This window comes from Rhodococcoides sp. S146-33, assembly GCF_059489205.1.
On sequence record NZ_JCAJWY010000001.1, the window covers coordinates 1,109,528 to 1,132,549 of the forward strand.

26 protein-coding genes and 1 pseudogene are annotated in these 23,022 nt (G+C 65.2%); 11 read left to right on the top strand and 16 right to left on the bottom strand.

Going from position 1 to position 23,022, the window contains the following annotated elements; translation table 11 throughout:
- Positions 1–3: 3 nt before the first annotated feature.
- Positions 4–954, top strand: coding sequence for a prephenate dehydratase (pheA, locus tag AC5WEY_RS05365; protein WP_495644981.1), 951 nt, complete (start codon positions 4–6; stop codon positions 952–954).
- Entirely contained in the window at positions 951–1,616 is a 666-nt protein-coding gene (locus tag AC5WEY_RS05370) for a histidine phosphatase family protein (RefSeq protein ID WP_495644982.1), read from the top strand. The genes pheA and AC5WEY_RS05370 overlap by 4 nt, the downstream gene beginning before the upstream one ends.
- Here the strand turns inward: AC5WEY_RS05370 and AC5WEY_RS05375 are convergent.
- From AC5WEY_RS05375 to AC5WEY_RS05390, 4 genes are all read right to left on the bottom strand, one after another.
- Positions 1,609–2,445: an ESX secretion-associated protein EspG gene (locus tag AC5WEY_RS05375; RefSeq protein WP_495644983.1), complete on the bottom strand. Its 837-nt coding sequence runs from the start codon at positions 2,443–2,445 to the stop codon at positions 1,609–1,611. The genes AC5WEY_RS05370 and AC5WEY_RS05375 overlap by 8 nt on opposite strands.
- A complete protein-coding gene (locus AC5WEY_RS05380) occupies positions 2,442–3,635 on the bottom strand; it encodes a PPE domain-containing protein (RefSeq protein ID WP_495644984.1) in 1,194 nt (397 codons plus the stop codon). Before AC5WEY_RS05380 ends, AC5WEY_RS05375 begins: the two co-directional genes overlap by 4 nt.
- A gap of 67 nt (positions 3,636–3,702) precedes the next feature.
- Positions 3,703–4,014, bottom strand: coding sequence for a PE family protein (locus AC5WEY_RS05385; RefSeq protein WP_495644985.1), 312 nt, complete (start codon positions 4,012–4,014; stop codon positions 3,703–3,705).
- Between the two features lie 87 nt (positions 4,015–4,101).
- On the bottom strand, positions 4,102–4,668 hold the full coding sequence (locus tag AC5WEY_RS05390) for a histidine phosphatase family protein (RefSeq protein ID WP_495644986.1): 567 nt from the start codon (positions 4,666–4,668) through the stop codon (positions 4,102–4,104).
- 283 nt (positions 4,669–4,951) lie between these two features.
- Here AC5WEY_RS05390 and AC5WEY_RS05395 point away from each other — a divergent pair, with 283 nt between their 5' ends.
- Positions 4,952–5,146 carry a CbtB domain-containing protein gene (locus AC5WEY_RS05395; protein WP_032381168.1) on the top strand — a complete coding sequence of 65 codons (195 nt, stop codon included), beginning with the start codon at positions 4,952–4,954 and terminating at the stop codon, positions 5,144–5,146.
- The gene (locus AC5WEY_RS05400) at positions 5,137–5,907 is read left to right on the top strand and encodes a CbtA family protein (RefSeq protein WP_495644987.1); all 771 of its coding nucleotides are present in this window, start codon (positions 5,137–5,139) and stop codon (positions 5,905–5,907) included. Before AC5WEY_RS05395 ends, AC5WEY_RS05400 begins: the two co-directional genes overlap by 10 nt.
- 114 nt (positions 5,908–6,021) lie before the next feature.
- Here AC5WEY_RS05400 and AC5WEY_RS05405 read toward each other — a convergent pair whose 3' ends face one another.
- Together AC5WEY_RS05405 and AC5WEY_RS05410 are read right to left on the bottom strand one after the other, a co-directional pair.
- Complete coding sequence (locus AC5WEY_RS05405) at positions 6,022–6,354, bottom strand: metallopeptidase family protein (protein WP_082073870.1); 333 nt, start codon at positions 6,352–6,354, stop codon at positions 6,022–6,024.
- Between the two features lie 13 nt (positions 6,355–6,367).
- Positions 6,368–7,450: a septum formation family protein gene (locus AC5WEY_RS05410; RefSeq protein WP_495644988.1), complete on the bottom strand. Its 1,083-nt coding sequence runs from the start codon at positions 7,448–7,450 to the stop codon at positions 6,368–6,370.
- A gap of 33 nt (positions 7,451–7,483) precedes the next feature.
- On the opposite strand from AC5WEY_RS05410, the gene AC5WEY_RS05415 reads away from it, so the two are divergent.
- Positions 7,484–7,876, top strand: coding sequence for an ankyrin repeat domain-containing protein (locus AC5WEY_RS05415; protein ID WP_495644989.1), 393 nt, complete (start codon positions 7,484–7,486; stop codon positions 7,874–7,876).
- Positions 7,877–7,887: 11 nt separating this feature from the next.
- The gene (serS, locus tag AC5WEY_RS05420) at positions 7,888–9,141 is read left to right on the top strand and encodes a serine--tRNA ligase (RefSeq protein WP_495644990.1); all 1,254 of its coding nucleotides are present in this window, start codon (positions 7,888–7,890) and stop codon (positions 9,139–9,141) included.
- Between the two features lie 7 nt (positions 9,142–9,148).
- On the opposite strand, the gene AC5WEY_RS05425 is transcribed toward serS, so the two are convergent.
- Positions 9,149–10,030 carry a hypothetical protein gene (locus AC5WEY_RS05425; protein WP_495644991.1) on the bottom strand — a complete coding sequence of 294 codons (882 nt, stop codon included), beginning with the start codon at positions 10,028–10,030 and terminating at the stop codon, positions 9,149–9,151.
- Positions 10,031–10,149: 119 nt separating this feature from the next.
- Between AC5WEY_RS05425 and AC5WEY_RS05430 the strand changes: the two genes are divergently transcribed.
- Entirely contained in the window at positions 10,150–10,890 is a 741-nt protein-coding gene (locus AC5WEY_RS05430; protein WP_495644992.1) for a lysophospholipid acyltransferase family protein, read from the top strand.
- Positions 10,891–10,899: 9 nt separating this feature from the next.
- Positions 10,900–11,384: pseudogene (locus tag AC5WEY_RS05435) on the top strand (GNAT family N-acetyltransferase).
- 62 nt (positions 11,385–11,446) lie between these two features.
- On the opposite strand, the gene AC5WEY_RS05440 reads toward AC5WEY_RS05435, so the two are convergent.
- On the bottom strand, positions 11,447–12,832 hold the full coding sequence (locus tag AC5WEY_RS05440) for a sensor histidine kinase (RefSeq protein WP_495644993.1): 1,386 nt from the start codon (positions 12,830–12,832) through the stop codon (positions 11,447–11,449).
- A 26-nt stretch (positions 12,833–12,858) separates the two neighbouring features.
- Positions 12,859–13,542, bottom strand: coding sequence for a response regulator transcription factor (locus tag AC5WEY_RS05445; RefSeq protein ID WP_495644994.1), 684 nt, complete (start codon positions 13,540–13,542; stop codon positions 12,859–12,861).
- A 127-nt stretch (positions 13,543–13,669) separates the two neighbouring features.
- Here AC5WEY_RS05445 and AC5WEY_RS05450 point away from each other — a divergent pair, with 127 nt between their 5' ends.
- Positions 13,670–14,326 (top strand): hypothetical protein, encoded by a 657-nt coding sequence (locus tag AC5WEY_RS05450; RefSeq protein ID WP_495644995.1) that lies wholly within the window; start codon positions 13,670–13,672, stop codon positions 14,324–14,326.
- 63 nt (positions 14,327–14,389) lie between these two features.
- Here AC5WEY_RS05450 and AC5WEY_RS05455 read toward each other — a convergent pair whose 3' ends face one another.
- The 5 genes from AC5WEY_RS05455 to AC5WEY_RS05475 all read right to left on the bottom strand — a co-directional run bounded on the left by AC5WEY_RS05455 (position 14,390) and on the right by AC5WEY_RS05475 (position 19,274).
- On the bottom strand, positions 14,390–15,829 hold the full coding sequence (locus AC5WEY_RS05455; RefSeq protein WP_495644996.1) for an HNH endonuclease signature motif containing protein: 1,440 nt from the start codon (positions 15,827–15,829) through the stop codon (positions 14,390–14,392).
- 140 nt (positions 15,830–15,969) lie between these two features.
- Complete coding sequence (locus AC5WEY_RS05460) at positions 15,970–16,572, bottom strand: DinB family protein (protein WP_495644997.1); 603 nt, start codon at positions 16,570–16,572, stop codon at positions 15,970–15,972.
- Between the two features lie 5 nt (positions 16,573–16,577).
- On the bottom strand, positions 16,578–17,321 hold the full coding sequence (locus AC5WEY_RS05465) for a CPBP family intramembrane glutamic endopeptidase (protein ID WP_495644998.1): 744 nt from the start codon (positions 17,319–17,321) through the stop codon (positions 16,578–16,580).
- Between the two features lie 19 nt (positions 17,322–17,340).
- Entirely contained in the window at positions 17,341–18,639 is a 1,299-nt protein-coding gene (locus tag AC5WEY_RS05470) for a YhgE/Pip domain-containing protein (protein WP_495644999.1), read from the bottom strand.
- A gap of 53 nt (positions 18,640–18,692) precedes the next feature.
- Positions 18,693–19,274, bottom strand: a complete 582-nt coding sequence (locus tag AC5WEY_RS05475) for a TetR/AcrR family transcriptional regulator (RefSeq protein WP_495645000.1) — start codon at positions 19,272–19,274, stop codon at positions 18,693–18,695.
- Between the two features lie 94 nt (positions 19,275–19,368).
- On the opposite strand from AC5WEY_RS05475, the gene AC5WEY_RS05480 reads away from it, so the two are divergent.
- Positions 19,369–20,406, top strand: a complete 1,038-nt coding sequence (locus AC5WEY_RS05480; protein ID WP_495645001.1) for an NAD(P)-dependent alcohol dehydrogenase — start codon at positions 19,369–19,371, stop codon at positions 20,404–20,406.
- A 67-nt stretch (positions 20,407–20,473) separates the two neighbouring features.
- Here the strand turns inward: AC5WEY_RS05480 and msrA are convergent, their stop codons facing one another.
- Both msrA and AC5WEY_RS05490 read right to left on the bottom strand, forming a co-directional pair.
- On the bottom strand, positions 20,474–20,986 hold the full coding sequence (gene msrA, locus AC5WEY_RS05485) for a peptide-methionine (S)-S-oxide reductase MsrA (RefSeq protein ID WP_057477421.1): 513 nt from the start codon (positions 20,984–20,986) through the stop codon (positions 20,474–20,476).
- A gap of 55 nt (positions 20,987–21,041) precedes the next feature.
- Positions 21,042–22,073 (bottom strand): NADP-dependent oxidoreductase, encoded by a 1,032-nt coding sequence (locus AC5WEY_RS05490; protein ID WP_495645002.1) that lies wholly within the window; start codon positions 22,071–22,073, stop codon positions 21,042–21,044.
- Between the two features lie 75 nt (positions 22,074–22,148).
- Between AC5WEY_RS05490 and AC5WEY_RS05495 the strand changes: the two genes are divergently transcribed.
- Positions 22,149–22,985: a Cof-type HAD-IIB family hydrolase gene (locus tag AC5WEY_RS05495; RefSeq protein ID WP_057477308.1), complete on the top strand. Its 837-nt coding sequence runs from the start codon at positions 22,149–22,151 to the stop codon at positions 22,983–22,985.
- Positions 22,986–23,022 lie beyond the last annotated feature (37 nt).

The window sequence follows — 23,022 nt, forward strand, 5'->3', positions numbered from 1 at the left end:
GGCGTGCCTCGCATCGCTTATTTCGGCCCATCCGGAACGTTCACGGAGATGGCGCTGGCGCAGTTCGAAAAGCTCGGGACCATCGCCGCCGTCGGTCTGGATGGTGCCGTCGAGTGGGATGGTGCCGTCGATCGGGTGACGGCAGCGAGCCCGCCCGCGGCACTCGAGGCCGTTCGCTCGGGTGTGGCCGACGCGGCCGTGGTCCCCATCGAGAGTTCCATCGAGGGCGCGGTACCGCCGACCCTCGACGCCTTGTCCGAGGGGCGACGGTTGCAGATCGTCGCCGAGACCGAGATCGAGGTGGCCTTCACCATTCTCGGTCGACCCGGCGTCACGCTCGACTCGGCCCGCACCATCAGTGCATACCCCATTGCGCTGAACCAGGTTCGCCAATGGCTGCAGGCCGCCATGCCCCATGCCGGGATTCACTCTGCGTCCTCGAATGCCGGTGCGGCAGAAGATGTTGCTGCCGGGATCGCCGATGCGGCGGTGTCGACGCGGTTGGCCGGTGAACGCCTGTCGCTGCCGACATTGGCCGACGGCGTCATCGACGTCGAGGGTGCGCGAACTCGCTTCGTGCTGGTGACACCACCTCGGCCGGTTGCTCCCCGCACCGGTGCGGACCGCACCGCCGTCGTGTTGGAGCCGCCCAACGACCCGGGCACCCTGCCTGCAGCGTTGGCCGAGTTCGGTATTCGCAACATCGACCTGACGTTCATCGAATCACGTCCTACGCGTTCGCAATTCGGCACCTATCGATTCTTCATCGATTGCGCAGGGCACATCGACGATCCGCTCGTGGCCGAGGCGCTGTCGGCATTCCACCGCAAGATGCCACTGCGGTTCCTCGGATCCTGGCCCATCGCAACGGGAACGGGTGGATCGGTGCCGCCGCCCATCGACGAACACGTGCAGTGGCTCAGCGACATTCGTGCCGGACGCGGTGATCTGTGATGGGGAAGTTGATCCTCGTGCGGCACGGCCAGACAGTCGCGAACGTAGCGAAAATCTTGGACACCGCCCCGCCCGGAGCGGAGTTGACCGAGCTCGGTCACCAGCAGGCCGAGAGTTACGCGCAGACCTGGGTAGGGCACCCGCCCGCCGTCCTGGTCTCTTCGATTGCATTGCGCGCCAAGCAAACTGCCGGCTACATCGAGCGCTCGACCGGCGTTCCCCTCGTCGTGGCCGAAGGACTTCAGGAGACCTACGCCGGAGACATGGAAGGCCGAGACGACCCCGATGCGCATCGGGAGTTCACCGAGTACTTCCATCGCTGGCACACCGGCGATCTGGCTGCGACGGTGCCGGGCGGAGACAGCGGGCACTCGGTGCTCGAACGCTACGTCCCGGTGCTCGACGCCCTACGCGCGCAGTATCTGGGCGACGACACGGCCGGCGATGTCGTCGTCGTGAGCCATGGTGCCGCCATCAGATTGGTCGCGGCCGTACTGGCAGGCGTCGACGGCACGTTCGCGGCCGACAACCATCTCGACAACACCCAGACGGTGGAGCTGCTGCCGCTGCCCGGCGGGGGTTGGGCCTGCGGAAAGTGGGGCAAATTCCTGCCGCCGTTCGAGGGCCAGGGCAGCGATAAGGCCGACAACCCGATCAGCTGAGCCGGAGTTCTCGAGCCGACTCGATCAACTCGGTCAGAGCCACCGTCACCTTGCGGTCCGTGGCACCGGTCAACGAGGTCCAGGACGTGCCGTCGGCGGCCAGGGCGGAGGTGGCAACGATGCGTCCGGCTCGAGTGTCGAACAGGGCGACGGGTCTACCGGCCACGTGCCGGGTGCCGTGTCTGGGCGCAACGGCCGTGATCTCGGTTCTGCCTGCGCACGTGGCCAAGGCCGAGGCCAGGGCCACGGCCCGGTCGTCGGCTATTCCGATGCGGCTCAGGCGGGATGCGGTTGCTCCGACATCGCTCGGTGCGGCGTCGAGGGCCTCGGCCAGCAATGCAGTGGGAGCGTTGATGATGCCGGGGTCGAAGGGCGTAGCAGGACCGATCGTCGCGGCGAGGTTTCGGGCCGGGTCGCCGAGGATGACCCTTATCCCGACGACGTCCTCGCGCCGCACCGCGGAGACCGTGATCCGGTCGTCGGACGCAACGCAGATCCGGGTCGTGGGGGCCGGCTTGTCGTTGTCGGTACTTTCAGGGTCGAAGATGCGCGCCGAGACGTACCAGTGTGGTTGTTCGAGTACCCGCAACCACTGCTGCAGATCCTCGTGAACCCGGCCGCCGGTGAACAGGCCGGCGTTGTCCAGTGCGGCGCAGCCACGACGTAGGGCGCGATCTCGGGCAGTGGCGTCGTCGAAGCGCGGAAACACGTCGAGGACAACGGGTAATTCGGCGATGGACAGCTCGTCGACCAGGAAGTCCATCTCGTCCACACCGAGCACAGCGTTCGGCAGCGTGTGGCCCACCGGCACGGTTCCCAAGTCGATCAACGGCCGTTTCCGCTGGTATCGGGTGCAGGAAGGGCCGGATCCGCGCCGATGACGGACGGTGCGACGGTACGGCCGTCGGCGAAGTGCTCGAACTGTTTGAGGTAGTCCGGGGTCTCGTGTTCGTCGTCCTCGGCCTGCCCGCGCGTGCCCGACGCCGGAGCGCCCGCACCGCCGGTTCCACGCTGAGCGAGCCCGCCGTCGGACCCGGTGGATGCACCGAACGCACCGCCCTGGCCCGCACCGGAAAGCGCCGCACCACTGCCGGCCGAACTGCCACCGCCCGGACCCAATGAGGACCCGGGCATCCCGGCACCGCCGAAGCCCGTCAGGCCGGCACCGCCAGCACCTCCGGCACCCAAGGAGACCGGACGGGTGGAGGCCGGGTCGACCGCGAGAGACGCCGAACCGCCGGGCGCGAATCCGTGGCCGCCGCCCACTCCGGATCCGCCGGACAGGACCGTCGACCCGATGTTGGACGCGGCGGTGGCCACCGTGGACGCACCGGTACTGGCGATGGAGGTGGCAGCGCTACCGATCTGGCCGGCGGCTGCGGCGACTCCGGGATTCTGTGTTGCCGCCATCAGGCCGCCGATCGCAGCCTGGACGGGCGAGGTCATCACGGCGTTGGCGAACTTTCCGAGGCCGCTGCCGGAATCGGACACGATGGCGGGCGGATGATCGAAGGTGGTCTTGACGATGCGGTGCGAGTTGACCAGCTCGAAGCCCTCCATCACCAGGGCCGCTCGGATGTCGAGCAACCGGTCTGCCACCTCGGCTGCCTCGTAGCTGCCGTTCAGCGCGCCGCCCGTGGACGCAGCGGTGACCTTGGCGGCCTGCACGACGCCGATCTCCACCAGCGACGGCATGGTTGCCAGGGCCACGCCGTAGGTGGTCCCGGCGGCGGGGGCCTCGACCGACAGCGCGGCCGCTTTCAATGCCGTTGTGCCGGTCCACGTTGCGAAACGTGCGAGTGCGGCCTGAGCGAGGAGGGCCGACTCGCCCTCCCACCCGGCGGTCAACGCCGCGGTGACAGCGGCGATACTCGCCGACGCCTCCGTGAACGCGGCAGCAACCGAACCCCACGCGCCGCCGGCGACGTGCAACGGCACCGGACCCGGCCCGAGCAGTCGGGTCGAATTTCCCGTTGCCGTGCGCGGTAGCCACACCACACCTGTTACTCCGAGCGTCATCCTCTAGCCCCCATGATGTTCGAGCCCTGCGTCGTTTGTTGTGGTGCAGTCGAGTTCGTAACGAGCGTCAGATGCCGGGTAGGCCGGGAAGACCGCCTGCCGTGTCGTCGTCGGTGGCCACGTAGTCCGCTGCCTGCTTCCGGAGTTCCTCGGCGGCACGCTGTAGCTCTGAAATACCCTGTGCTGCAGCCGGTCCGAAGGTGTCGGCCGCGGTGCCGAAGAATCGTTCGGTGAGCAGAGAGACCTCGTCTGTGCCCGGCGGTAGTGGCCGCACGGGGATCGCCGTCGCGGTGACGGCGGCCTGCAACCTGGCGGCGACCGCATCGAGCTCCGAAGCGGCGAGCTGCAGTGCCACCGGATCAACCTTGATGACGGTCATGAGCCACGCCCCCTGATCGAAGAACTTCCACTGTCGGTAGGTAGGACGCCATCGTGCTCGGTTTGGTTCCATCGATCCGAGAAATAGTCAGATCGACTTCTCGGCCACCGCACCGATCGTCCACGGGCCGCCGCGACGGCTGACGGACGTCCGGCTCAGCGGCGAGACGTCGACCCGCCAGAACGACCGAACCGGAGCCTCCAACACCAGCACCACCACCGCCCGAATCACGGCGGGTGAGGTCACCGCCAGCGTGCGACCGGGCGTCGAACCGACGTCGTCGAGCCACGTCCGAACGCGCGAGAACAATGCGACCAGAGACTCGCCCCCCGGCGGCACGAAGGCCGCATCGTTCAGCCACGCCATCGCGTCGGCGTCGGGCAGATCGGTCATCTCGAGTCCGGACCACCGACCGTAGGCGATGTCGGCCAACGCGGGTTCGACCGAGATGTCGGTGCCGAAAGCCCGCGCAGAGGATATCGATCGGGATTCCGGGCCGCACAGGACGCGGTCGGCTCGGGGAATGTCGGTCACTGCGGCGAGGTCGCGCAGCCCGGCGTCGTCGAGTGGCTCGTCGCCGGGGAATCGGCCGGTGCGCATCGCGGCGGTTCTGGCGTGGCTCACCAACGTCAGTCGGGTCACGGGCGCAGGCACCGTGTCATTGTGGCGCAGCCTGGTGTCATTGTGGCGCAGGTGTTGTTCCGGCATCGTGCTGCGGTCGGTCCCGACAGCGATTGACACGGCGTCGTGTTCGGTGCCACAGTTCGCAGGTTAGACGCGATGTACGCAGGTAATCCGGTGAAAATCCGGAACGGTTGCGCCACTGTGATCGACGTCGGGCATATGTCCGAATTCGAGAGCCAGAAAACTCGTACATCGCATGGCCGTCCCTTCTCTTCGGAAGGGACTACGGGACGCATATCCCAGGAGGACACCCATGGCAATCACCCATTCCCCCAGTAATACGACGGAGTCGGCTGCCCTCGCCGTCATCGTCGCCGCAACCATATTGCTCGCGTTCGTCGTGCTCTATCTCGTCGGATTCGATCAGGGCGCAATCTCCCGCAGTGGCATGTACATGCACGAACTGATGCACGACGGCCGCCACCTGCTGGGCCTGCCATGCCACTGACCGGAACCTTCACTCAGTTGCTGGTGCGAGGGCTGCTCGCCGGACTCGTCGCCGGTCTGCTCGCGGGAGCCGTCGCCTTCGTCGTCGGTGAACCGCACATCGACTCGGCCATCTCCATCGAGGAGTCGACCGGCGAGGCACATCACGCCGACGCAGACGCGACCGCCGCTCACTCACATGGAGACGAGGACGCCCTCGTCAGCCGGGACGGGCAACGCGTCGGACTGTTCCTCGCCACCGGACTCGCAGGCCTGGCACTCGGTGCGATCTTCGCGTCGGTACTGCACTATGCCCGACGCTTCAGCTCACTCCCGGGTTCGATCCTCGCGCTCGTCGGTGCCGGCGGCGGGTGGTTGGCCATCGAAGCAGTTCCGTTCTTCAAGTATCCGGCCAACCCGCCGGCCGTCGGAGATCCGGAGACCATCACCCAGCGCACGTGGCTGTGGCTGGCCTCGGTGATTCTCGGACTGCTGGCCGTCGGCGTCGGCATCTATGTTGCGAAGGTCGTGGCATCGCAGCAGTCGGTGGCGGTCCGCGCCGGCGCACCGATCGTGGCGTTCCTGGTGATCGTCGGCATCGGTTATGCACTGTTGCCCGGAATCAACGAGGTCGGCTCGGACTTCCCGGCAACCCTGCTGTGGGAATTCCGGCTGTCGTCGTTGGCGACGCAGGCAACCCTGTGGTTGGCCCTGGGATTGGGTTTCGCGTTCCTCACCGATCGCGCAGTTCGACCTGTTCGCCGAGAGGCAGTTGCGGCGTAGCCCAGCGTCCGCGTCGCCCCCCCAGGTTGGGATGAATGCGCCATTCAGGCCATCTGAGTGACTGAAACCCACATTCATCCCAACTGGGTGTGCGGGCAGGGTGAGCGAATGCGCTCAGCCGAATCCCAGTTGATGCAGGCGCTCGTCATCGATGCCGAAGTGATGCCCGATTTCGTGGGCCACCGTGATGGCGATTTCGCGTCGTGCCTCGTTCTCGTCGTCGACCATCTCGAGGATCGGCTTGCGGTAGATCGTGATGACGTCCGGCAGGTGTCCGCTGTATTCGTAACGCTCGGTGAGCGCGATGCCCTCGTACAACCCGAGTATGTCCTCGGTGGGGTGTTCCTCCTCGACGAGAACGACCACGTTGTTCATGAAGTCGGTGAGCTCGCGCGGCAGGGTGTCGAGGGCGTCGGACACGGCTTCCTCGAAGTCGACGCGAGTCATGTGGGTGGGGATGTCAGCCTCCGGTGGTGATCGGGGCAGCACCGGGCAGCGGAGTGGGGAGCGCGCGGCCGTCAGGAGCCGACGGCGGTGGGACAGGCGCTGCACCGTTGATCAGAATATCGCCTTTGGCACTGCCGACGATGGTCGCGAAGCCGCCGGAATCGAGTTCCTTGCCCACCGAACACGTCACCTGTCGGCTCCCGGCAAGCCAGCTCGCGACGTCGATGGTGTCCCAGAACAGGGTCAGCGTTTTGTCGCGCAGTGCGGTGTCCGAGCCGAGATAGCCGTTGACGGCGTCGGTGCAGGTGCCTTCCAGGTACGCGTCCTGATCTCCCTCGGACGGGTGTCCGCCGGGGAACTGCTGCGTCAGGTTGATGACCGAGGCGACCTCGAAGGCGTGCGGTGCCGAGCAATCCACCGGATCGGCCGGCACGTTCTGATTGATGCCGATGCACGTGCCCGTGGGCCAGACCTTGGACTGGTCCTGATCGAGGATCGACCCGGTCATTTCCTGCAGCGCGCCGGTGTTCGACGGCATCTGCACCCCGCAGCGCAGGGTCCGCTCGCCCTTGGCCCAGCCGGCCTGGCTGGGGAACATCAGCCCGACACCGAAGAGTCCGTTGGGATCGAACTTGGCACCGACGTACCCGTTGACGGCGGCCGTGCAGTGTTCGTCACGCAACTGGCCGAACCGAATGGATCCGGGGTACTGCGAACCGGGACCGAACTCGACGCCGGGGTAGACGCTCATGTCGATATCGCGAGCGACCTCGAAGCGATGAGGATCGGCGCACGACACTTCGGCGAGATCCTGGCGGTCGGTCTCCGGATCGTCGGTGGGCGTCCATTGCAGGCACGTGCCCGGATCGGCTGCTCCGAACGAGGATGCCGATACCGGTCCGTCGGTCACCGGCCCACTGGCCGCCGAGTGGGTGGTGATCTTCTCGGGTGCCGAGAATCCATCGGAGAGGAACGCCGTCGCACCCGCGGCCAGCACTGCGCCGACCGCAACCATGGCAAGCCCACGTCGGGCGGTGGTTGCGGAGAGAGTTCGCCGGTCTCGGCTCTCTGGGGGGACTGTTTCGTTCTCGGACATCCCCTCCATCATGCCCGAGTATGTTCGGTCCTCATGAGCGACCCGACAGGTGACGACGACCTCAGCGAGCTGGCCGGCCGACTGTTCACGATGGCACGCACCGGCGATTCGGCCAGTCTGGCGAGCTACGTGGACGCGGGCGTTCCGGTGAATCTGCACAACGAGTCCGGGGACACGTTGGTCATGCTCGCCGCGTATCACGGGCATGCCGATGCGGTGCTCGTGCTGGTCGAGCGCGGTGCCGATGTGAACAAGCCCAACGACAAGGGTCAGACGCCACTCGCGGGTGCGGTCTTCAAAGGAGAGGACGACGTAGTGCGAGTTCTCGTCGACGGTGGAGCCGATCCACACGGAGGCCACCCGTCGGCCATCGATGCCGCCACGATGTTCGGACGCGAGGACTACCTGGGGATGCTCGGCAAGTAAGGTTCCCTCTCGTGATCGACCTGAAATTCCTTCGCGAAAACCCTGACGCCGTGCGCGCCTCGCAGCGCACTCGAGGCGAGGACCCCGCGCTCGTCGACGCCCTTCTCGACGCCGACGCCTCCCGCCGGGCCGCCGTGCTCGCCGGAGATCAGCTGCGCGCCGAGCAGAAGGCATTGGGCAAGAAGGTCGGAAAGGCCTCCGCCGAGGATCGTCCTGCTCTGCTCGCCGGTGCATCGGAACTGGCCGCGAAGGTGAAGGCTGCGCAGGCAGCCGAAGCCGAGGCCGACGCAGCTCTCGACACGGCGCACCGAGCGATCTCCAACATCGTTCAGGACGGCACGCCCGCAGGGGGCGAGGACGACTTCGTATTGCTCGAGACGGTCGGCGACATCCCCGAGTTCGATTTCGAGCCCAAGGACCACCTCGAGCTCGGTGAGTCGCTCAACTTGATCGACATGGAACGTGGAGCCAAGGTCTCGGGCTCACGCTTCTACTTCATGACCGGCTACGGCGCATTGCTGCAGCAGGGTCTGCTGCAACTTGCCGCGCAGAAGGCCGTCAAGAACGGGTTCACCATGATGATCCCGCCGGTGCTCGTACGGCCGGAGATCATGTCGGGAACCGGTTTCCTCGGTGCTCACGCAGACGAGATCTACCGCCTCGAAGCCGACGATCTCTACCTCGTTGGAACGTCCGAAGTTGCTCTCGCGGGCTACCACTCGGGTGAGATCATCGATCTCGCCGACGGCCCGAAGCGCTACGCAGGTTGGTCGTCGTGTTTCCGTCGTGAAGCGGGCAGCTACGGCAAGGACACCCGCGGCATCATTCGCGTCCATCAGTTCGACAAGATCGAGATGTTCTCGTACATCAAGCCCGAGGACGCGGCCGCCGAGCACCAGAAGCTGTTGGAGTACGAGAAGGACATGCTCGCCGCGGTCGAGTTGCCGTATCGCGTCATCGACACTGCCGGCGGAGATCTCGGCTCATCGGCCGCTCGCAAGTTCGACTGCGAAGCCTGGGTGCCCACGCAGAAGGCCTACCGCGAGCTCACCTCGACCTCGAACTGCACCACCTTCCAGGCCCGACGTCTCGGCGTGCGCTATCGCGACGAGAACGGCAAGCCTCAGACCGCTGCGACACTCAACGGGACCCTGGCCACGACCCGTTGGATCGTCGCGATCCTGGAGAACCACCAGCAGGCCGACGGCACCGTCCGCGTCCCGGAAGCTCTGGTGCCTTTCGTCGGGACCGATGTCCTGAAGTAGGGATGGCTCAGGCGATGTCGCCGATGCAGTAGCCCTCGCCGCCGACCGTCAAGACGAACGTGCGGTTCTGGTACGCCCCCGAGGCATCGATGATGTCGGCATTGACCTGGGTGTAGATACCGTTCTGGGCCGTGACGAACACGCTGTCGGGATCGAACGAGGTGATGCTCGGCAGAATCGCCGGGTTCTGGGCCAGAGGTGGGGCAGAGGGTAACCCGGTGCCGTTCGGGTCCCATGTGCCGCGGCTTTCGCACACCAGTGGGTAGCTAACCTCCACGTCGTTGGGGTTGACCGGAGTGCCGGCGATGCGACCCAGATAACGATCGACGGTGTACGCCGCGTTTGCCGCGTCGAACACCGGGGCGGTACCGGTGGGGTAGACGGCAGGGCAGGCGTAGCCGGACGCGATCTCGCTGCGCTTGATGGCGACCGTCGCCGTGGGCCCGGTCCACGTCACCGAGTACTGACCGTCGACGGCGGGGGCAGCCACAGCGGTGAGGATTGCTCCGACGTCGAAGTACATCGTCGGGATGTCGGTGGGCGGTACCGTCCAGCATTTGGCTGTGACGACCCCGATGCCACCGCCGGTGAGATCGTTGACGAACGGTCGCAATGCCGCGGCAGCCGAAGGATTGCCGGGGGCTTCGCCGACGGGCGGTCCGGGCGGGATGGGAGGCGGGGTGCTGACCGTGGACTCCGGGGTGGTCGATCCGGCGGCAGGGGACTCGACCGTTGTGGACTCGACCGTGCTGCTCGACGGGGCTGCGGCCTGATCGGATGGAATCCCGACCGCGGAATCGCAGGCACCGACCAGCGCAATGGTTGCGATCAGCGGCAGCGCGGTTCGGCCGACTCGGCTGCGCCGCGGTGAAGCCGCTCTGTTCTTCACGTGTTTTCTCTCCCCCATAGCTCTTCGACCGAACTGCGCACGACCCGACCGCACTCCGACCCGACAGCACTCCGGCCGGACCTTTCTCCGACCCCGTCCACCGACTACGCTAACCGACTGTGGAACCCGTCTACCGATCAGTCATCGGCATCGCTCGCGCGGTGTTCGCGTTCGAGGGCCTGAAGTTCGAGGTCGAGGGCGAGGAACACATCCCTGCTACCGGTGGAGCGGTCATCGCCGTCAACCACACCGGATACATGGACTTCACCTATGCCGGTCTGCCGCCGCGGCGAGTGAAGCGCTACATCCGCTTCATGGCCAAGAAGGAAGTCTTCGACAACAAGATCTCTGGCCCCATCATGCGTGCGCTCAAGCACATCCCCGTCGACCGCGGTGCCGGTGCGCAGTCGTACAAAGCGGCCGTGGACAGTCTGCGCAACGGGGAACTGGTGGGCGTGTATCCCGAGGCCACCATCAGTCGAAGCTTCGAGATCAAGGAATTCAAGTCCGGTGCAGCGCGCATGGCCATCGAAGCCGGCGTTCCCATCATCCCGACGGTCATCTGGGGCGCGCAGCGCGTGTGGACCAAGGGCTACCCGAAACGATTGGGCCGCACCAACACTCCGATCTCCATTGCCGTGGGTGAGCCGATTGCGCCCGTCGGGCCGCCGAACGAGCTCACCGACAAGCTACGCGCGGTGATGCAGAAGATGCTGCTCGAACTGCAGGAGAACTACCACCACGAGCCCGGTGCGTACTGGGTGCCGGCCCGACTCGGCGGCAGTGCCCCGACCCTGGAGGAAGCCGACAAGCTCGACGCCCAGGACCTGGCGGCACGTGCGGCCAAGCGTGCCGAATAGAACAGTGCGATGAACCTCCGCGGTGAACGGGTCGTGTTGCGGCCCGTCACCGCCGAGGACGTGCCGGAGCTACGCCGAATACTGCACACCCCGAGGTGTACGCGCGGTGGGGCGACGAGGACGCCGACGAGAACTGGCCCTTCGACAACCCGGAAGAGAACCGCATGGTTGTCGAATTGGGCGGTGCACCAGTCGGATTGATCCAGTACGGCGAAGAGACGGACCCGATGTACCGGCATGCGTCGATCGACATCTTCCTCGATCCGGCGGTGCACGGTCGCGGTGTCGGGAAGGATGCCGTGGGGACGCTGGTGCGTTACCTGACAGTCGATCTGAGGCACCACCGCCTGGTGATCGATCCGGCTGCCGACAATGCGATGGCAATCGCCTGTTACAGCGCAGTCGGTTTCGAGCCGGTCGGGATCATGCGCAAGTACGAGAAGGGGCCCGATGGCTGGCACGACAGTCTGCTGATGGATCTGATTCTCGAGTAGCGGGCGCGTTGCGGTTCAGGGGTTCAGGGTTCGGATGTTCAGGGGTTCAGGGGTTCAGGGGTTCAGGGGTTCAGGGGAAGTGTCAGGCGGAATCTTGCGCCCGTAGACCCTGCGACACAGACCAGTTCACCGTTGTGTGCACGAGCGAGTGTCCGTGCGATCGAGAGCCCGAGTCCGACGCCGCCGGACGATCGGTCGCGTGCGGAGTTCAGTCTGACGAGCCTCTCGAAGATCCGCTCCCGGTCTGCCTCGGGGACACCGGGCCCGTCGTCGTCGACGGTGACGTTCGCCTGCGAATCCACGTCGACCGCTATCCGAATCGTGCCGCCGGACGGTGTGAATCGAGCGGCGTTGTCGAGCACGTTCGACAGGATCTGCTCGATACGTCCGACGTCCACTCGAACCGGAACCGGTTGCGCTGCAGCGATATCGAACTGGATGTGCGGCGCGAGTAGGGCAGCGCGCTCGACCGTGCGACGCGTGACATCGGCGAGGTCCGCGTCGACCAGCTCGAGTTCCGAGGTGTTCTCTGCACGAACGGAATCGAGCATATCCGATACCAGACGCGATGCCCTGGAGGATTCGCCGACCAGCAACTCGCTCCACCGTAAGACCCGATCGGGGCGTTGCTCGGCATCGCGCTGCAGCGACTGCGCCAGCGCCGAGATTCCGGCGACCGGAGTGCGCAGCTCGTGCGCGGCATCGGCCAGGAAGCGCCGCATGTCCTCCTCGGCAAGCCTGGCTGTGCGTGCGGCCGAGGCCTCGCGTCGTTCGGCGTCCTCGAGGGCGTCGAGCATCTCGTCCACAGCCGATGCAGTCCGGCCGAGGTCGGTGTTCGGTTTGGTGGGCAAGAGCCGTCTACCCCTGTCGCCATTGGTAATTCGACGCGCCACCGAGGTCATGGAGTCCAGTGGAGAGAGTGCGCGCCGCACGGCAAAGGTCAATGCAGCGGCGGCAAGCAGCAGCGTGACGGCTCCCGCCCCCAGCATCAGGATGCGAAGTTGACGCCGAACATCGGCGATCGCGGTGGTATCGCCGAGGAGCGACAGCGTCGAACCGTCGGGTAGAGGTTCGGTGATCTCAAACGAATCCGACGGGGGTGCAGGAGGATCGGGTGGTCCGGGCGGGCTGGGGGCCCTCGACTGGCCGCCGGGCGGAGCCGGGGTAGCGGGCCGAATGACCGGCTCGGAAGGTCCGCTGCCGGGAGCGCCGTACACAGTGCCGTCCGCAGTGGTCACGCGAACTCTGATGGCGTCGCCCTGAAGAGCCTGCACCAGATCCTCGGGGCTGACGCCGCTCTCCACGAGCTCGACGGCGCGGGTCGACCTGTCCGATAACCGTGCTTCCAAGTCGCGCCGAAGCTGCTGGCCGAGAACGACATCTACCGAAGAGCCGACGATCACCAGCAACACCGCGAACAACACGACGACAGTGGCGACCACCCGCATCCGAAGCGAGGGGGTAGGCGTCCGGTTCACTGCGGAGCCCGCAATGCATAACCGAGGCCGCGGACGGTATGGATCAACCGTGGCCCATGGGCTTCCATCTTGCGACGCAACGCACTGATGTGCACTTCCACCAGGTTGCCGTCGTACGCGCCGTAGCCCCAAACCGATTCGAGGATGGACGTTTTGGAGACGGTGCGTCCGCGCTGCGCGACCAAGAACGTGGCCAAACGGAGTTCCGTCGCCGTCAGATCGAGAACCTGACCCGCCCGAGTGACAACTCCGGCGGACTCGTCGACCAGTAGATCGCCGACCTGGACTGCGTCCGACGACCGACCGCGACGACGCAACACGGACTTCGCGCGGGCAACCACCTCGTCGAGCTGAAATGGTTTGACGACGTAGTCGTCGGCACCGTCGCTCAGTCCGCGCAGTCGGTCGGCCAGCTGGTCTTTCGCGGTGACCATGATGATGCCCGCATCGGTGCTCTGGCGGACTACGTCGATCAGCGCAAAACCGTCTCTCGCACCGGGCAGCATGACGTCGAGGATCACCACGTCGGGCCGGAAGCCTGCCATCGTGGATTCGAAGTCGTCGCCGTCGGGCAAGGATGCGGCGGTGAAGCCTGCGTCCTCGAACGCGGCCACCAGCGCTTCCCGGATGGGCAAGGAGTCCTCCACCACCATCACCCGGGGAGCGGAACTGTATGTCATGCCTCGATTGTCACCCACCAGCTGAAGTGATCCTGAAGATGCGCCCGCCTTCAGGGTGACTTCAGCTAGCGGCGGCAAGGTCGGTGACAGAACGAAACGAACGAGACAGTCCGAACAAGGAGTGAACGTGAACGATCAGACTCAGCCGATTCCCGCCGCATCGAACCCCGAGCCCGTACCGAATGCCGAGGCCGGCACAGCTCGGGAGAACAAGCCGAAGCGTTGGAAGGGACGGGTGCCGCTGGCAGCGACCGCAGCAGCGGGCCTGGCCGTCGGCGCACTGGTGACGGCAGCAGTGTTCGCAGCCACCGGGCCCGACGTCTCACCCGGCGTGTCCACGGTCGCGTCGTCGTCAGCCCTCGGACAGCGAACCGACGGTGGTGGCGGGTCGGATGCATCCGAGGTACCGGCGGCCCCTGCAGCTCCCGATGCCGGTGACGGATCTACGGTTCCCGCGGTTCCGACCCCACCGGCAGCGGGTGACGGCGCAACTCCGCCTGCCCCGCCTGCGGGTGGACCGGGCAAGGGCGGTCCGGCCGATGGTGGTCCGGGTAAGGGTGGACCGGGCGCTGGTGGCCCGGGTGCTGTGTGTGCACCGGAAGACGGTGCTACGCCTCCTGCCCCGCCTGCCGAAGGTGATGCTGCGACCCCGCCTTCACCGCCTGCACCCGCTGATGGCGAAACGCCGCCGGCTCCCGCTGATGGTGCGACTCCTCCCGCGCCGCCGGCACCCGCTGATGGTGCGACTCCTCCCGCGCCGCCGGCAGCTCCCTCGGGTTCCTGAGCCCAATCTCTTCCAGCCCCGCACCGTGTTCTCGGTGCGGGGCTGGATTGTTTTTATGTGTGCTCAGGCGATGTGGGGGCCGGCGCGGGCGTGGGATTGTCGGGGTTGTCGGTAGGGGTCGACGGTCGCCGGGGGGACGAACCAGGGGTGGTTGTCGTTGCCGATGAAGACTTCCCAGTCGCTGTGGTGGATGAGTCGGTGGTGGAAGCCGCACAGTAGGACGAGGTTGTTCATGTCGGTGGGTCCGCCGTCGGTCCAATGCCAGATGTGGTGGCCTTCGGTCCAGGCGGCGGGTTTGCCGCAGCCGGGGAACGCGCAGCCGTGATCGCGGGCGGTGAGGGCGCGTTTCTGTTTCGCGTTCACGGTACGAGCGGTGCGGGCGAGGTTGATCGGTGAACCGTTCTCGTCCATGACGATCGCGGTCAGAATGCAGTCGCAGGCCAGTTGCCGGGAGGTCTCGCGGGAGAGTGGTCCCATCCAGGGGAGCCATCCGACGGTGGTGCCGTCACCGAACAGGTCCCGATACGCGCCGCGGTCGGCGGCCGGTCCGGTCGAACTGTCGCAACCCCCGCCGCTGCCACTGTCGCAACCATCGCCGCTTCCGCTGCCGCAATCATCGCGGCTGCTGCTGCCGTCGCCACCACCGCCGCTGCAGTCGGATTCGGTTGCGGTGCTGCCGTTCTCGTAGCTCGTTGTGTCAGTGTCAGTGTCAGAGTCGCTGCCGCTGTCGGCGTTCATGGTGCGGCGCAGGTTGGTGAGATCACGCAACGTGATGTGGAGGTTGACGTGCGGTTTTTCTCCGCCTTCGGTGGGTCGGTTGCTGGAGGCGAGGTAGCGGTCGAGGATGTGTGCGAAGGCGTCGGCGCGGCGTTTGGCGGGGCTGCGTTCGTCGGGGGTGCCGTCGGCGGCGGGGCGGGGTTCGGTCAGGGGTGAGAGGGCGGTGAGGAATTTTTCGCCGGTGATGGCGTCGAAATCCATCTTCGCCACGAGACGTCCGTTGAGGGTGGTGGAGGCGAAGAGTTCGTTGCGGTCGGTGTCGTCGGGTGGTTTCTTGTCGCCGTAGGTGTCGTGGAGTGTGGTGATCGCGGCGCGCAGTGGTCCGGTGCGGGCTTCGGGTCCGGTGGCGGCGGTCAGCAGTGCTGCTCGGGCGAGGTCCTGGCCTTCTTGGGGGAGGTTTTTCGGTGGGGTTTCGGCGAAGGTGAGGATCAGGGCGGCGTGGTCGATGGAGATGCTGCCGGTGTTCACGGCGTCGGCGATGTCGGGGAAGTTCTTCAGTCCGCGGGCAAGGGCGACGATCTTGGTGGCGTTACCGGGGCTGAGCAGGGTGGTGGAGGTCAGCCAGCCGGCGGGTCCGGGGAAGCCGAGTTTCTCCCGGCTCACGCGGGTGTCGATTTCGGCGACGAGCGCGATCCGTCGGGCTTCCATCAACTGGATTTGGTGGGAGACATCAGCAGCGTCGGCGAGGAGTTCTGCCTCGCTCAGTTGCCAGATCTCCGTTGTCATGGGGAGAAGTGTATCGAACGCACGTTCGATACACAAGGATCGTAGAATCGAAAACTATTGCCCTACTTAATGATTCGTGAAGTCAAACCTGTCGGTGCCCTGTGGTATCAGCCCGCCCCGCAGTCGAACTAACTGCTGTGTCAACCCGTCGTATCGTCGGAAGAGTTTGGATCAGCTTCTCGCGCAACGGTTTCCAGCTCGGATCGGTACTGCGCCCACCACGCTGCGTCGCCGTCGGCCATGTTTTCGTTGCCGAGCCGCAGTCCAACGGAATTGTCGATCAATTCGCGCAGTATGTCTGCGTGCCCGGCATGCCGATTCGTTTCGATGCACATATGCACCAGCACGCGATGTAACGTGACTTCCTGCTTCTCCACCGGCCAGTGCAGGACGCGTCCGACTGCGTCCAGATCGAGTGAATCGATGGTCTTGTCGGAGTATTCCCAGGCTTGGCGGTACAGGTCGACTATGGATGCGGATGACTCATCGGCGGTCGCCCACATGTCGGCATTGAGCCGGGCCATGGCTGATGCCTCGAGTTCGGCGAAACGAGCCGGAAACTCGCGTCCGAAAGTGGTTCCGAAATACCCGGATTCGACCAACGCCAGGTGCTTGACCATGCCCAGAAGATTCGTTCCGGTCGGGGTCATCGGCCGACGCTTCTGGTATTCGGTCAGGCCGTCGAGTTTCCACACCATGTTCTGGCGTGCGATGCGCAAGTACTGGTGCAGATCGTCTTTCATCGGTATCAATTCATCGATGCGTGCCACACGAGGGCGGCAGCCAGCGCGCCGAGTCCGTTGAGCGCCCAGTGCAAGGCAATGGGGGCGATCAGACTGCCGCTTCGGCTGCGCAGCCACGTGAAGACCACGCCGGCGGCGGCCGTGGCAATGACCGCCAGCCCGATTCCGACGATCTGCCCGAACAGGCCACCGCCGAGGAATCCACTGAGACCGACGTTGCCGGCCGTCAGGCCCAACGACGATGCGATGTGCCACAACCCGAACAGCAGAGATCCTGCCGCGAACACGCCCCGTGCACCGTAGATGCGGCCCAACGTACCGTGCAGCACCCCGCGGAACGCCAGTTCTTCCGGGATGACGGTCTGGAGCGGAATGACGATCATCGACGCAACGATGGCGGCGGAGACGGTCGCGTATCGGTCGGCCATGAAGAACGGCCGAGTCAATGGCAGCAACGCGCCGATCGCGACGACGGTGAGGACGACCCCGACGGCTCCCAGTGCGTACAGCGAACCCGTCTTCCACTGCTTCGGTGACAGGCCCAGTTCGGCCCATCCCAGACCGCGACGGTTCGCCAGGACGACCAGCAGAACAGCTGCAATCGGAACCGTCGCGATACTGGCCCACACCGTGGTGAAGTGCGCGATCAGGTTGGTGCCCACGAGTACGAGAACGACGATGGCGACGTCGAGGTAAGCGTGGAAGGCACGTCGGGGTGCCACGCTTCCGGCCGGATCAACAGCAAGCATTGGATCGAGTGTACCGGCGTCAGCAGATAGCGCCCGGGGAATCGAGGCTTCTGTCGAGGCCCTTGCGGTCGTAGAGAAGGGTGAACACCAGTCCGAACACGAGCCCGATGAGCAGACCGAGAGACGTCATACCCACCGAGTGCAGCAGGCCGGCGTCGGGTGAGGCGTTGAAATACAGGATCGATCGGGTGCCGAGAAAGATCTGGTGCATCGGCTCGAACTGCGCCAGCCATGTGAAAACTGGCGGACTCGCTTCGAGCGGAATTGTGCCACCCGAGGACGGCAGAGCCAGGATGATGAAGACGATCAGATTGATCAGCAACCCGGCTGTGCCGAATGCGGACATGACCGCCAGCGCCGTGAATCCGACGGCGGTGATCGCGAACGCGCCGTACATCCACAGGGTCCATGCATGGGTGATGGGCATACCGAGCAGATGGCTGATCAGTAGGTACAGGCCGGACACGAGCATGGCGAGAACGAACATCACCAGCCACTTGACCAACAGGGTTTGGAACCGGCTGATCCGGGTGGGTCCGCGGTGAATGTACTTCGGGCCGATCTCGGTAGGGGTGAATCCCAGCAGCCCGTCGACGAGGGTGCTGACAATGGTTGCCCCGGTGAATCCCGCCAAAACGAGCAGTAGTGCGTAGTAGAACGCAGACAGGCCGCCGCCGGTGCCGTCGGGCAGTGGATCATGCTGAGCAACAATCACATTGATCGGCTGCGCCAACGTCAGTGCGCTCGCGCCGGCCAGTGGAGTGTCGCCGAGCTGCCGGCGAACCTGATCGGTGATCTGTTCGCCAACGGTCTGATTCACCGACTCGAATGCAGGAGTGGCCACTCCGGTGACGAGCGACATCCCGAAGCTGCCGGCCCGCGGATTGGTGTAGACGGTGATGATCGGCTTCTCGATGTCACCGGGAATGATGCTGCCCTCGGCCAGGATTCCCATTCTCTTGGTGAAATCACTGGGGATGACGATGGAGCCGTAGACCTCGGCCGTGGATAGCAGCGATTCGGCCTGCGCGGGGCCGACCTCGCGGAAAGCGACCTTCTCGGAGTCGACGTTCTGGATCAATCCGGCGACGATGTCATTGCCGATATTTTGTTGCTCGCCCGCGAGGGTGTCGCCCTCGTCCTGGTTCACGATCGCGATGGGTAAATCGTGCAAGTTGCCCCGCGGATCGAGAACGCCGCCCAGATACAGGGCCGCGAGAAACGACATCAATGCCGAGACGACGAGGATCGGAGCGAGCCAGAAACGCGGAGAACGAAGGACGTCGGCCATCGACCGAGGGGTTCTGTCGGAGGTCACCGGATCAGTGTCGCAAGTTCGGCTCCCCTGTGCGCGGTAGTTCGACCGCTGCTTCACCCACCCACAGGTCGGCAGAACGCCCGCCTGACGGTGGCGGCGAGGGCGGCCCGCCGTCGGTCGTGGTCCGCGACGGGTTCGGTGCTGTCGGCGGTGTGAATTATGGCCGCTTGAGCCCACGTGCCGGCCAACGCGATCAGCATCGACCAGAGATCGGCGGCGTCCACGTCGTCCACCAGCAGACCGCCGCGTTGAGCGTCGGCAATCGCCGCGAACTTCTCGCCGTCGTGACCGGGTCTGCGATCGAACAGCGGTCCGGTGGGAGTTCGCTCGAGCCGCGCCCACGTCAGCAGGCGTACCAGCGTGGGGTCGTCGAGGTACATGTCGTAGAGCTTCATGGCGTACCCGGGCAGGTCCTCGGGAGTGAAGGCGATGTTCTCGATATCGGTGTCGACACGCGTGTCGAATGCGACGTCGAACAAGGTGTCCTTGTTGCCGAAGTAGCTGTAGATCAATGATTTGTTAGACGCGGCCGCCGCCGCGATTCGGTCCACCCGTGCTCCGGCGATGCCGTGCGTCGCAAATTCCTCGGTTGCGGCGGCCAGCAGTCGGGCGCGGGTAGCCGTCGAATTTCCCATGTCGGAACCATACATTTCCAACTGGTTGGTTGAAAAGCGTTTCGTGACCCGCTACTGTTTCCAACCAGTTGGTTACTTCTGAAGGGAATCTAACATGCGAACAACCACGGGGTACCGAGCGGTCGATGAGACCTCGCCACTCGAGCAGTGGACATTCGATCGACGGGATCTGCGGGACGACGATGTTGCCGTGCGAGTGACGTATTGCGGGGTGTGCCACACCGATCTGCACTCCACTCGGAATCCCGGAGACTTTCCGGTGGTGCCAGGCCACGAGTTCGTCGGTGAAGTGACCGACGTCGGTTCCGGAGTAACGGAATTTGCCGTCGGTGACGCGGTGGCCGTCGGGAACATCGTCGACTCGTGCGGCACGTGCGACATGTGCACCGTGGGGCAGGAAAACTTCTGTCGAGAGTTCCCGACGCTGACCTACGGTGGGCGAGACCGACACGACGGATCCGTCACTCGCGGTGCGTATTCCAATGAATACGTGGTTCGCGATCGCTTCGTCTACCACCGCCCGAAACACCTCGACCCAGCAGCGGTGGCACCCTTGATGTGCGCCGGCATCACCGTCTGGGAGCCGTTGCGTCGCTGGAACGTCGGCCCTGGTGTGAGATTGGGGGTCGTCGGAATCGGCGGGCTCGGCCATCTGGCGGTGAAACTCGGCCGCGCGCTCGGGGCGGAGGTCACCGTATTGACCACCAGTGCAGGCAAAGTCGAAGATGCCGAGAAGCTAGGGGCTCATCATACGGTTGTCTCTACCGACGACGCCGCGATGAATGCAGTGGTAGGTGGTCTCGATCTGATCGTCGACTGCGTGCCCGTCGAGCACGATCTCGCACCGTATCTGCGGTGCCTCGCACTCGACGGAACGCTCTGCGCCGTGGGCTATCTCGGCTCCAGCACCGTCGACTTCCTGGACCTGTTGGTCGGCCGTAAAAGTCTGGCGTCGGCCGGCAGTGGCGGACGCCGGTACACCCAGGAACTACTGGATTTCTGCGGTGAGCACGGCATCGTCGCCGAGGTGGAGACGATGCCGTCCGCTCAGGTCAACGAGGCCTTCGATCGGTTGGCTGCCAACGATGTTCGCTACAGATTCGTCCTCGACATGTCGGACTTACCCGGCTGACCCTTGTGAACGGAAATTCGTAGCAGGCTACGAAGTTCCGTTCACATGCGGCGCAGCCGCTCCGTGGTTACGCGGTTGCCCGACGCGGCAGCTTCCAGTCCGGACGAACCCAGTGGCAGGTGTAGCCCTCCGGGTACTTCTGCAGGTAGTCCTGGTGCTCGGGCTCGGCCTCCCAGAAGTCTCCGGCCGGAGTGACCTCGGTGACGACCTTGCCCGGCCACAGTCCCGACGCGTCGACGTCGGCGATAGTGTCCTCCGCGACGCGCTTCTGCTCGTCGTTCAGGTAGAAGATCGCCGATCGGTAGCTGGCACCGATGTCGTTGCCCTGGCGGTTCTTGGTGGACGGATCGTGAATCTGGAAGAAGAACTCCAGTAGATCGCGGTAGGACGTCTTGGTGGGGTCGTAGACGACCTCGAGGCCCTCGGCATGGTTGCCGTGGTTGCGGTACGTCGCGTTGGGGACCTCGCCGCCGGTGTATCCGACGCGGGTGGAGACCACTCCCGGAAGCTTGCGGACGAGCTCCTCGGCTCCCCAGAAGCATCCTCCGGCGAGAATTGCGGTTTCGGTGGCTGCAGACATCGTCACTCCTTGGGCTCTATCGATCGTTACATGGGGTCCAACGAACGGGCGGCCGTCATAATTCCGAGTCGTGGGGGCGTTCGCCGACCTCGAGAACCAGTTTGCCGGTGTTGGCACCATCGAACAACAGGTTCAGTGTGGATCCGAAAGCGGCGACGCCGCCGATCTCGATCTGCTCGCGCGCTGTCATCTTGCCACTGGTGAGCAGTTCGGACAGGGCGTCGATGCCTTCCTGGTACCGATCGAGGTAGTCGAAGATGATGAAGCCGGTCATAGACGCACGATTGATCAACAGGGACAGATAGTGCGCAGGACCGGGCTGGGGATCGGTGGCGTTGTAGCCGGAGATGGCCCCGCACAGCACTACTCGCGCGCCTTTGCGTAGACGTGAGAGGGCCGCGTCCAGGATCTCACCGCCGACGTTGTCGAAGTACACGTCGATCCCCTTCGGCGCAGCTGCCTTCAGGCCCTGGTAGACCGACTCGTCCTTGTAATCGATCGCCGCGTCGAAACCGAGTTCCTCGGTGAGCCATGCGCACTTCTCGGGTCCACCGGCAATGCCGATCACAGTGGCTCCCTTGGCTTTCGCGATCTGACCCGCGATGCTGCCGACGGCACCGGCGGCGCCGGAGATCACCACGGTGTCACCCTCGGTCAGCTTCCCGACGTCCATCAGACCGAAGTACGCCGTCAATCCGGGGAAGCCGAGTGCTCCGAGCCACGTGGGTGCCGGTGCGACCGATTCGTCGACCTTCTGCACTCCAGTGCCGTCCGACACTGCATGCTCGGTGACGCCGAAGGAGCCCGAAACAATCTCTCCCACAACATAATCAGGATTTCGAGATTCGAGAACCCGGCCGACGGCATGAGCGCGCATCACCTCGCCGATGCCGACGGGCGGCACGTACGACCGTGCATCGTTGAGCCAGCCGCGCATCGCCGGGTCGAGAGAGACGTAGTCGACGGTGACGACGAACTCGCCGTCGCCCGGGGTGGGAATCGGCTCCTCGGTGAGATCCCACGTCGAATCGTCGGGACGTCCCACCGGGCGCTGAGCCAATCGGATCTGACGGTTCACAGAAGTCATCTACCGTTCCTTCCACATCGAAGACATGCATGTCGAAAACAGTGCACTTCGACACTAGGGCAGAATGACGTCACGATGACCAACGCGCCGAACACCACCCGCCTCGCCCCCCGACTTGTTGCCAGCGACGTCGACGGCACCTTGCTCGACCAGCACGAACGCGTCACCGAACGCACCAAGCGTGCCGTCTCGGCCGTGGTGGCCGACGGCGTCCCGTTCGTGCTGTCCACCGGCAGGCCACCGCGGTGGATTCAGCCGGTCGTCGACCAGTTGGGATACGCACCGATGTCGGTGTGCGCCAACGGTGCGGTGATCTACGACGCGGCCACCGATCGCGTGCTCAGCGCCGAGACGTTGTCGGTCGAGACACTGCAGTGGTTGGCCGACGTTGCCTACCGCGCGTTGCCCGGCTGCGGTCTGGCCGCCGAGCGAGTGGGGGAGACCGCACACGACTCGGCCACGCCTCAGTTCGTCAGCTCACCCGGCTACGAGCATGCGTGGCTCAACCCCGACAACGTCGAAATGACCGAGAACGACGTCGTCGATGTCCCCGCGGTGAAGCTGCTGATCCGGCTCTCGGCATCCACCAGTGGCCACATGGCCGACATTCTCTCGCCGCTGATCGCCGGACGCGCCGACCTGACGTTCTCCACCGACAACGGGCTCATCGAGTTGTCGGCCCCGGGGGTCACGAAAGCGTCGGGACTGGCCAAGGTGGCCGAGACACTGTCCGTCGACGTATCTGACATCGTCGCCTTCGGTGACATGCCGAACGATGTGCCGATGCTGTCTATGGTCGGACTCGGCGTTGCGATGGGCAACGCGCACCCGGCTGCCGTCGCGGCCGCCGACGAACAGACCGTCACCAATGCGGAAGACGGAGTGGCGCAGGTTCTCGAACGCTGGTGGTGACGCGTCGGTCGTGGAGCATTTCGAACACGAGAAGGGC

Coding starts and splice junctions, on each gene's coding strand:
- AC5WEY_RS05380 (WP_495644984.1), bottom strand. CDS start 3,635: ATGACGCTCGGAGTAACAGGTGTGGTGTGGCTACCGCGCACGGCAACG.
- AC5WEY_RS05385 (WP_495644985.1), bottom strand. CDS start 4,014: ATGACCGTCATCAAGGTTGATCCGGTGGCACTGCAGCTCGCCGCTTCG.
- AC5WEY_RS05395 (WP_032381168.1), top strand. CDS start 4,952: ATGGCAATCACCCATTCCCCCAGTAATACGACGGAGTCGGCTGCCCTC.
- AC5WEY_RS05400 (WP_495644987.1), top strand. CDS start 5,137: ATGCCACTGACCGGAACCTTCACTCAGTTGCTGGTGCGAGGGCTGCTC.
- AC5WEY_RS05405 (WP_082073870.1), bottom strand. CDS start 6,354: ATGACTCGCGTCGACTTCGAGGAAGCCGTGTCCGACGCCCTCGACACC.
- AC5WEY_RS05410 (WP_495644988.1), bottom strand. CDS start 7,450: ATGTCCGAGAACGAAACAGTCCCCCCAGAGAGCCGAGACCGGCGAACT.
- AC5WEY_RS05415 (WP_495644989.1), top strand. CDS start 7,484: ATGAGCGACCCGACAGGTGACGACGACCTCAGCGAGCTGGCCGGCCGA.
- AC5WEY_RS05440 (WP_495644993.1), bottom strand. CDS start 12,832: ATGCGGGTGGTCGCCACTGTCGTCGTGTTGTTCGCGGTGTTGCTGGTG.
- AC5WEY_RS05445 (WP_495644994.1), bottom strand. CDS start 13,542: ATGACATACAGTTCCGCTCCCCGGGTGATGGTGGTGGAGGACTCCTTG.
- AC5WEY_RS05455 (WP_495644996.1), bottom strand. CDS start 15,829: ATGACAACGGAGATCTGGCAACTGAGCGAGGCAGAACTCCTCGCCGAC.
- AC5WEY_RS05460 (WP_495644997.1), bottom strand. CDS start 16,572: ATGAAAGACGATCTGCACCAGTACTTGCGCATCGCACGCCAGAACATG.
- AC5WEY_RS05465 (WP_495644998.1), bottom strand. CDS start 17,321: ATGCTTGCTGTTGATCCGGCCGGAAGCGTGGCACCCCGACGTGCCTTC.
- AC5WEY_RS05475 (WP_495645000.1), bottom strand. CDS start 19,274: ATGGGAAATTCGACGGCTACCCGCGCCCGACTGCTGGCCGCCGCAACC.
- AC5WEY_RS05480 (WP_495645001.1), top strand. CDS start 19,369: ATGCGAACAACCACGGGGTACCGAGCGGTCGATGAGACCTCGCCACTC.
- msrA (WP_057477421.1), bottom strand. CDS start 20,986: ATGTCTGCAGCCACCGAAACCGCAATTCTCGCCGGAGGATGCTTCTGG.
- AC5WEY_RS05490 (WP_495645002.1), bottom strand. CDS start 22,073: ATGACTTCTGTGAACCGTCAGATCCGATTGGCTCAGCGCCCGGTGGGA.
- AC5WEY_RS05495 (WP_057477308.1), top strand. CDS start 22,149: ATGACCAACGCGCCGAACACCACCCGCCTCGCCCCCCGACTTGTTGCC.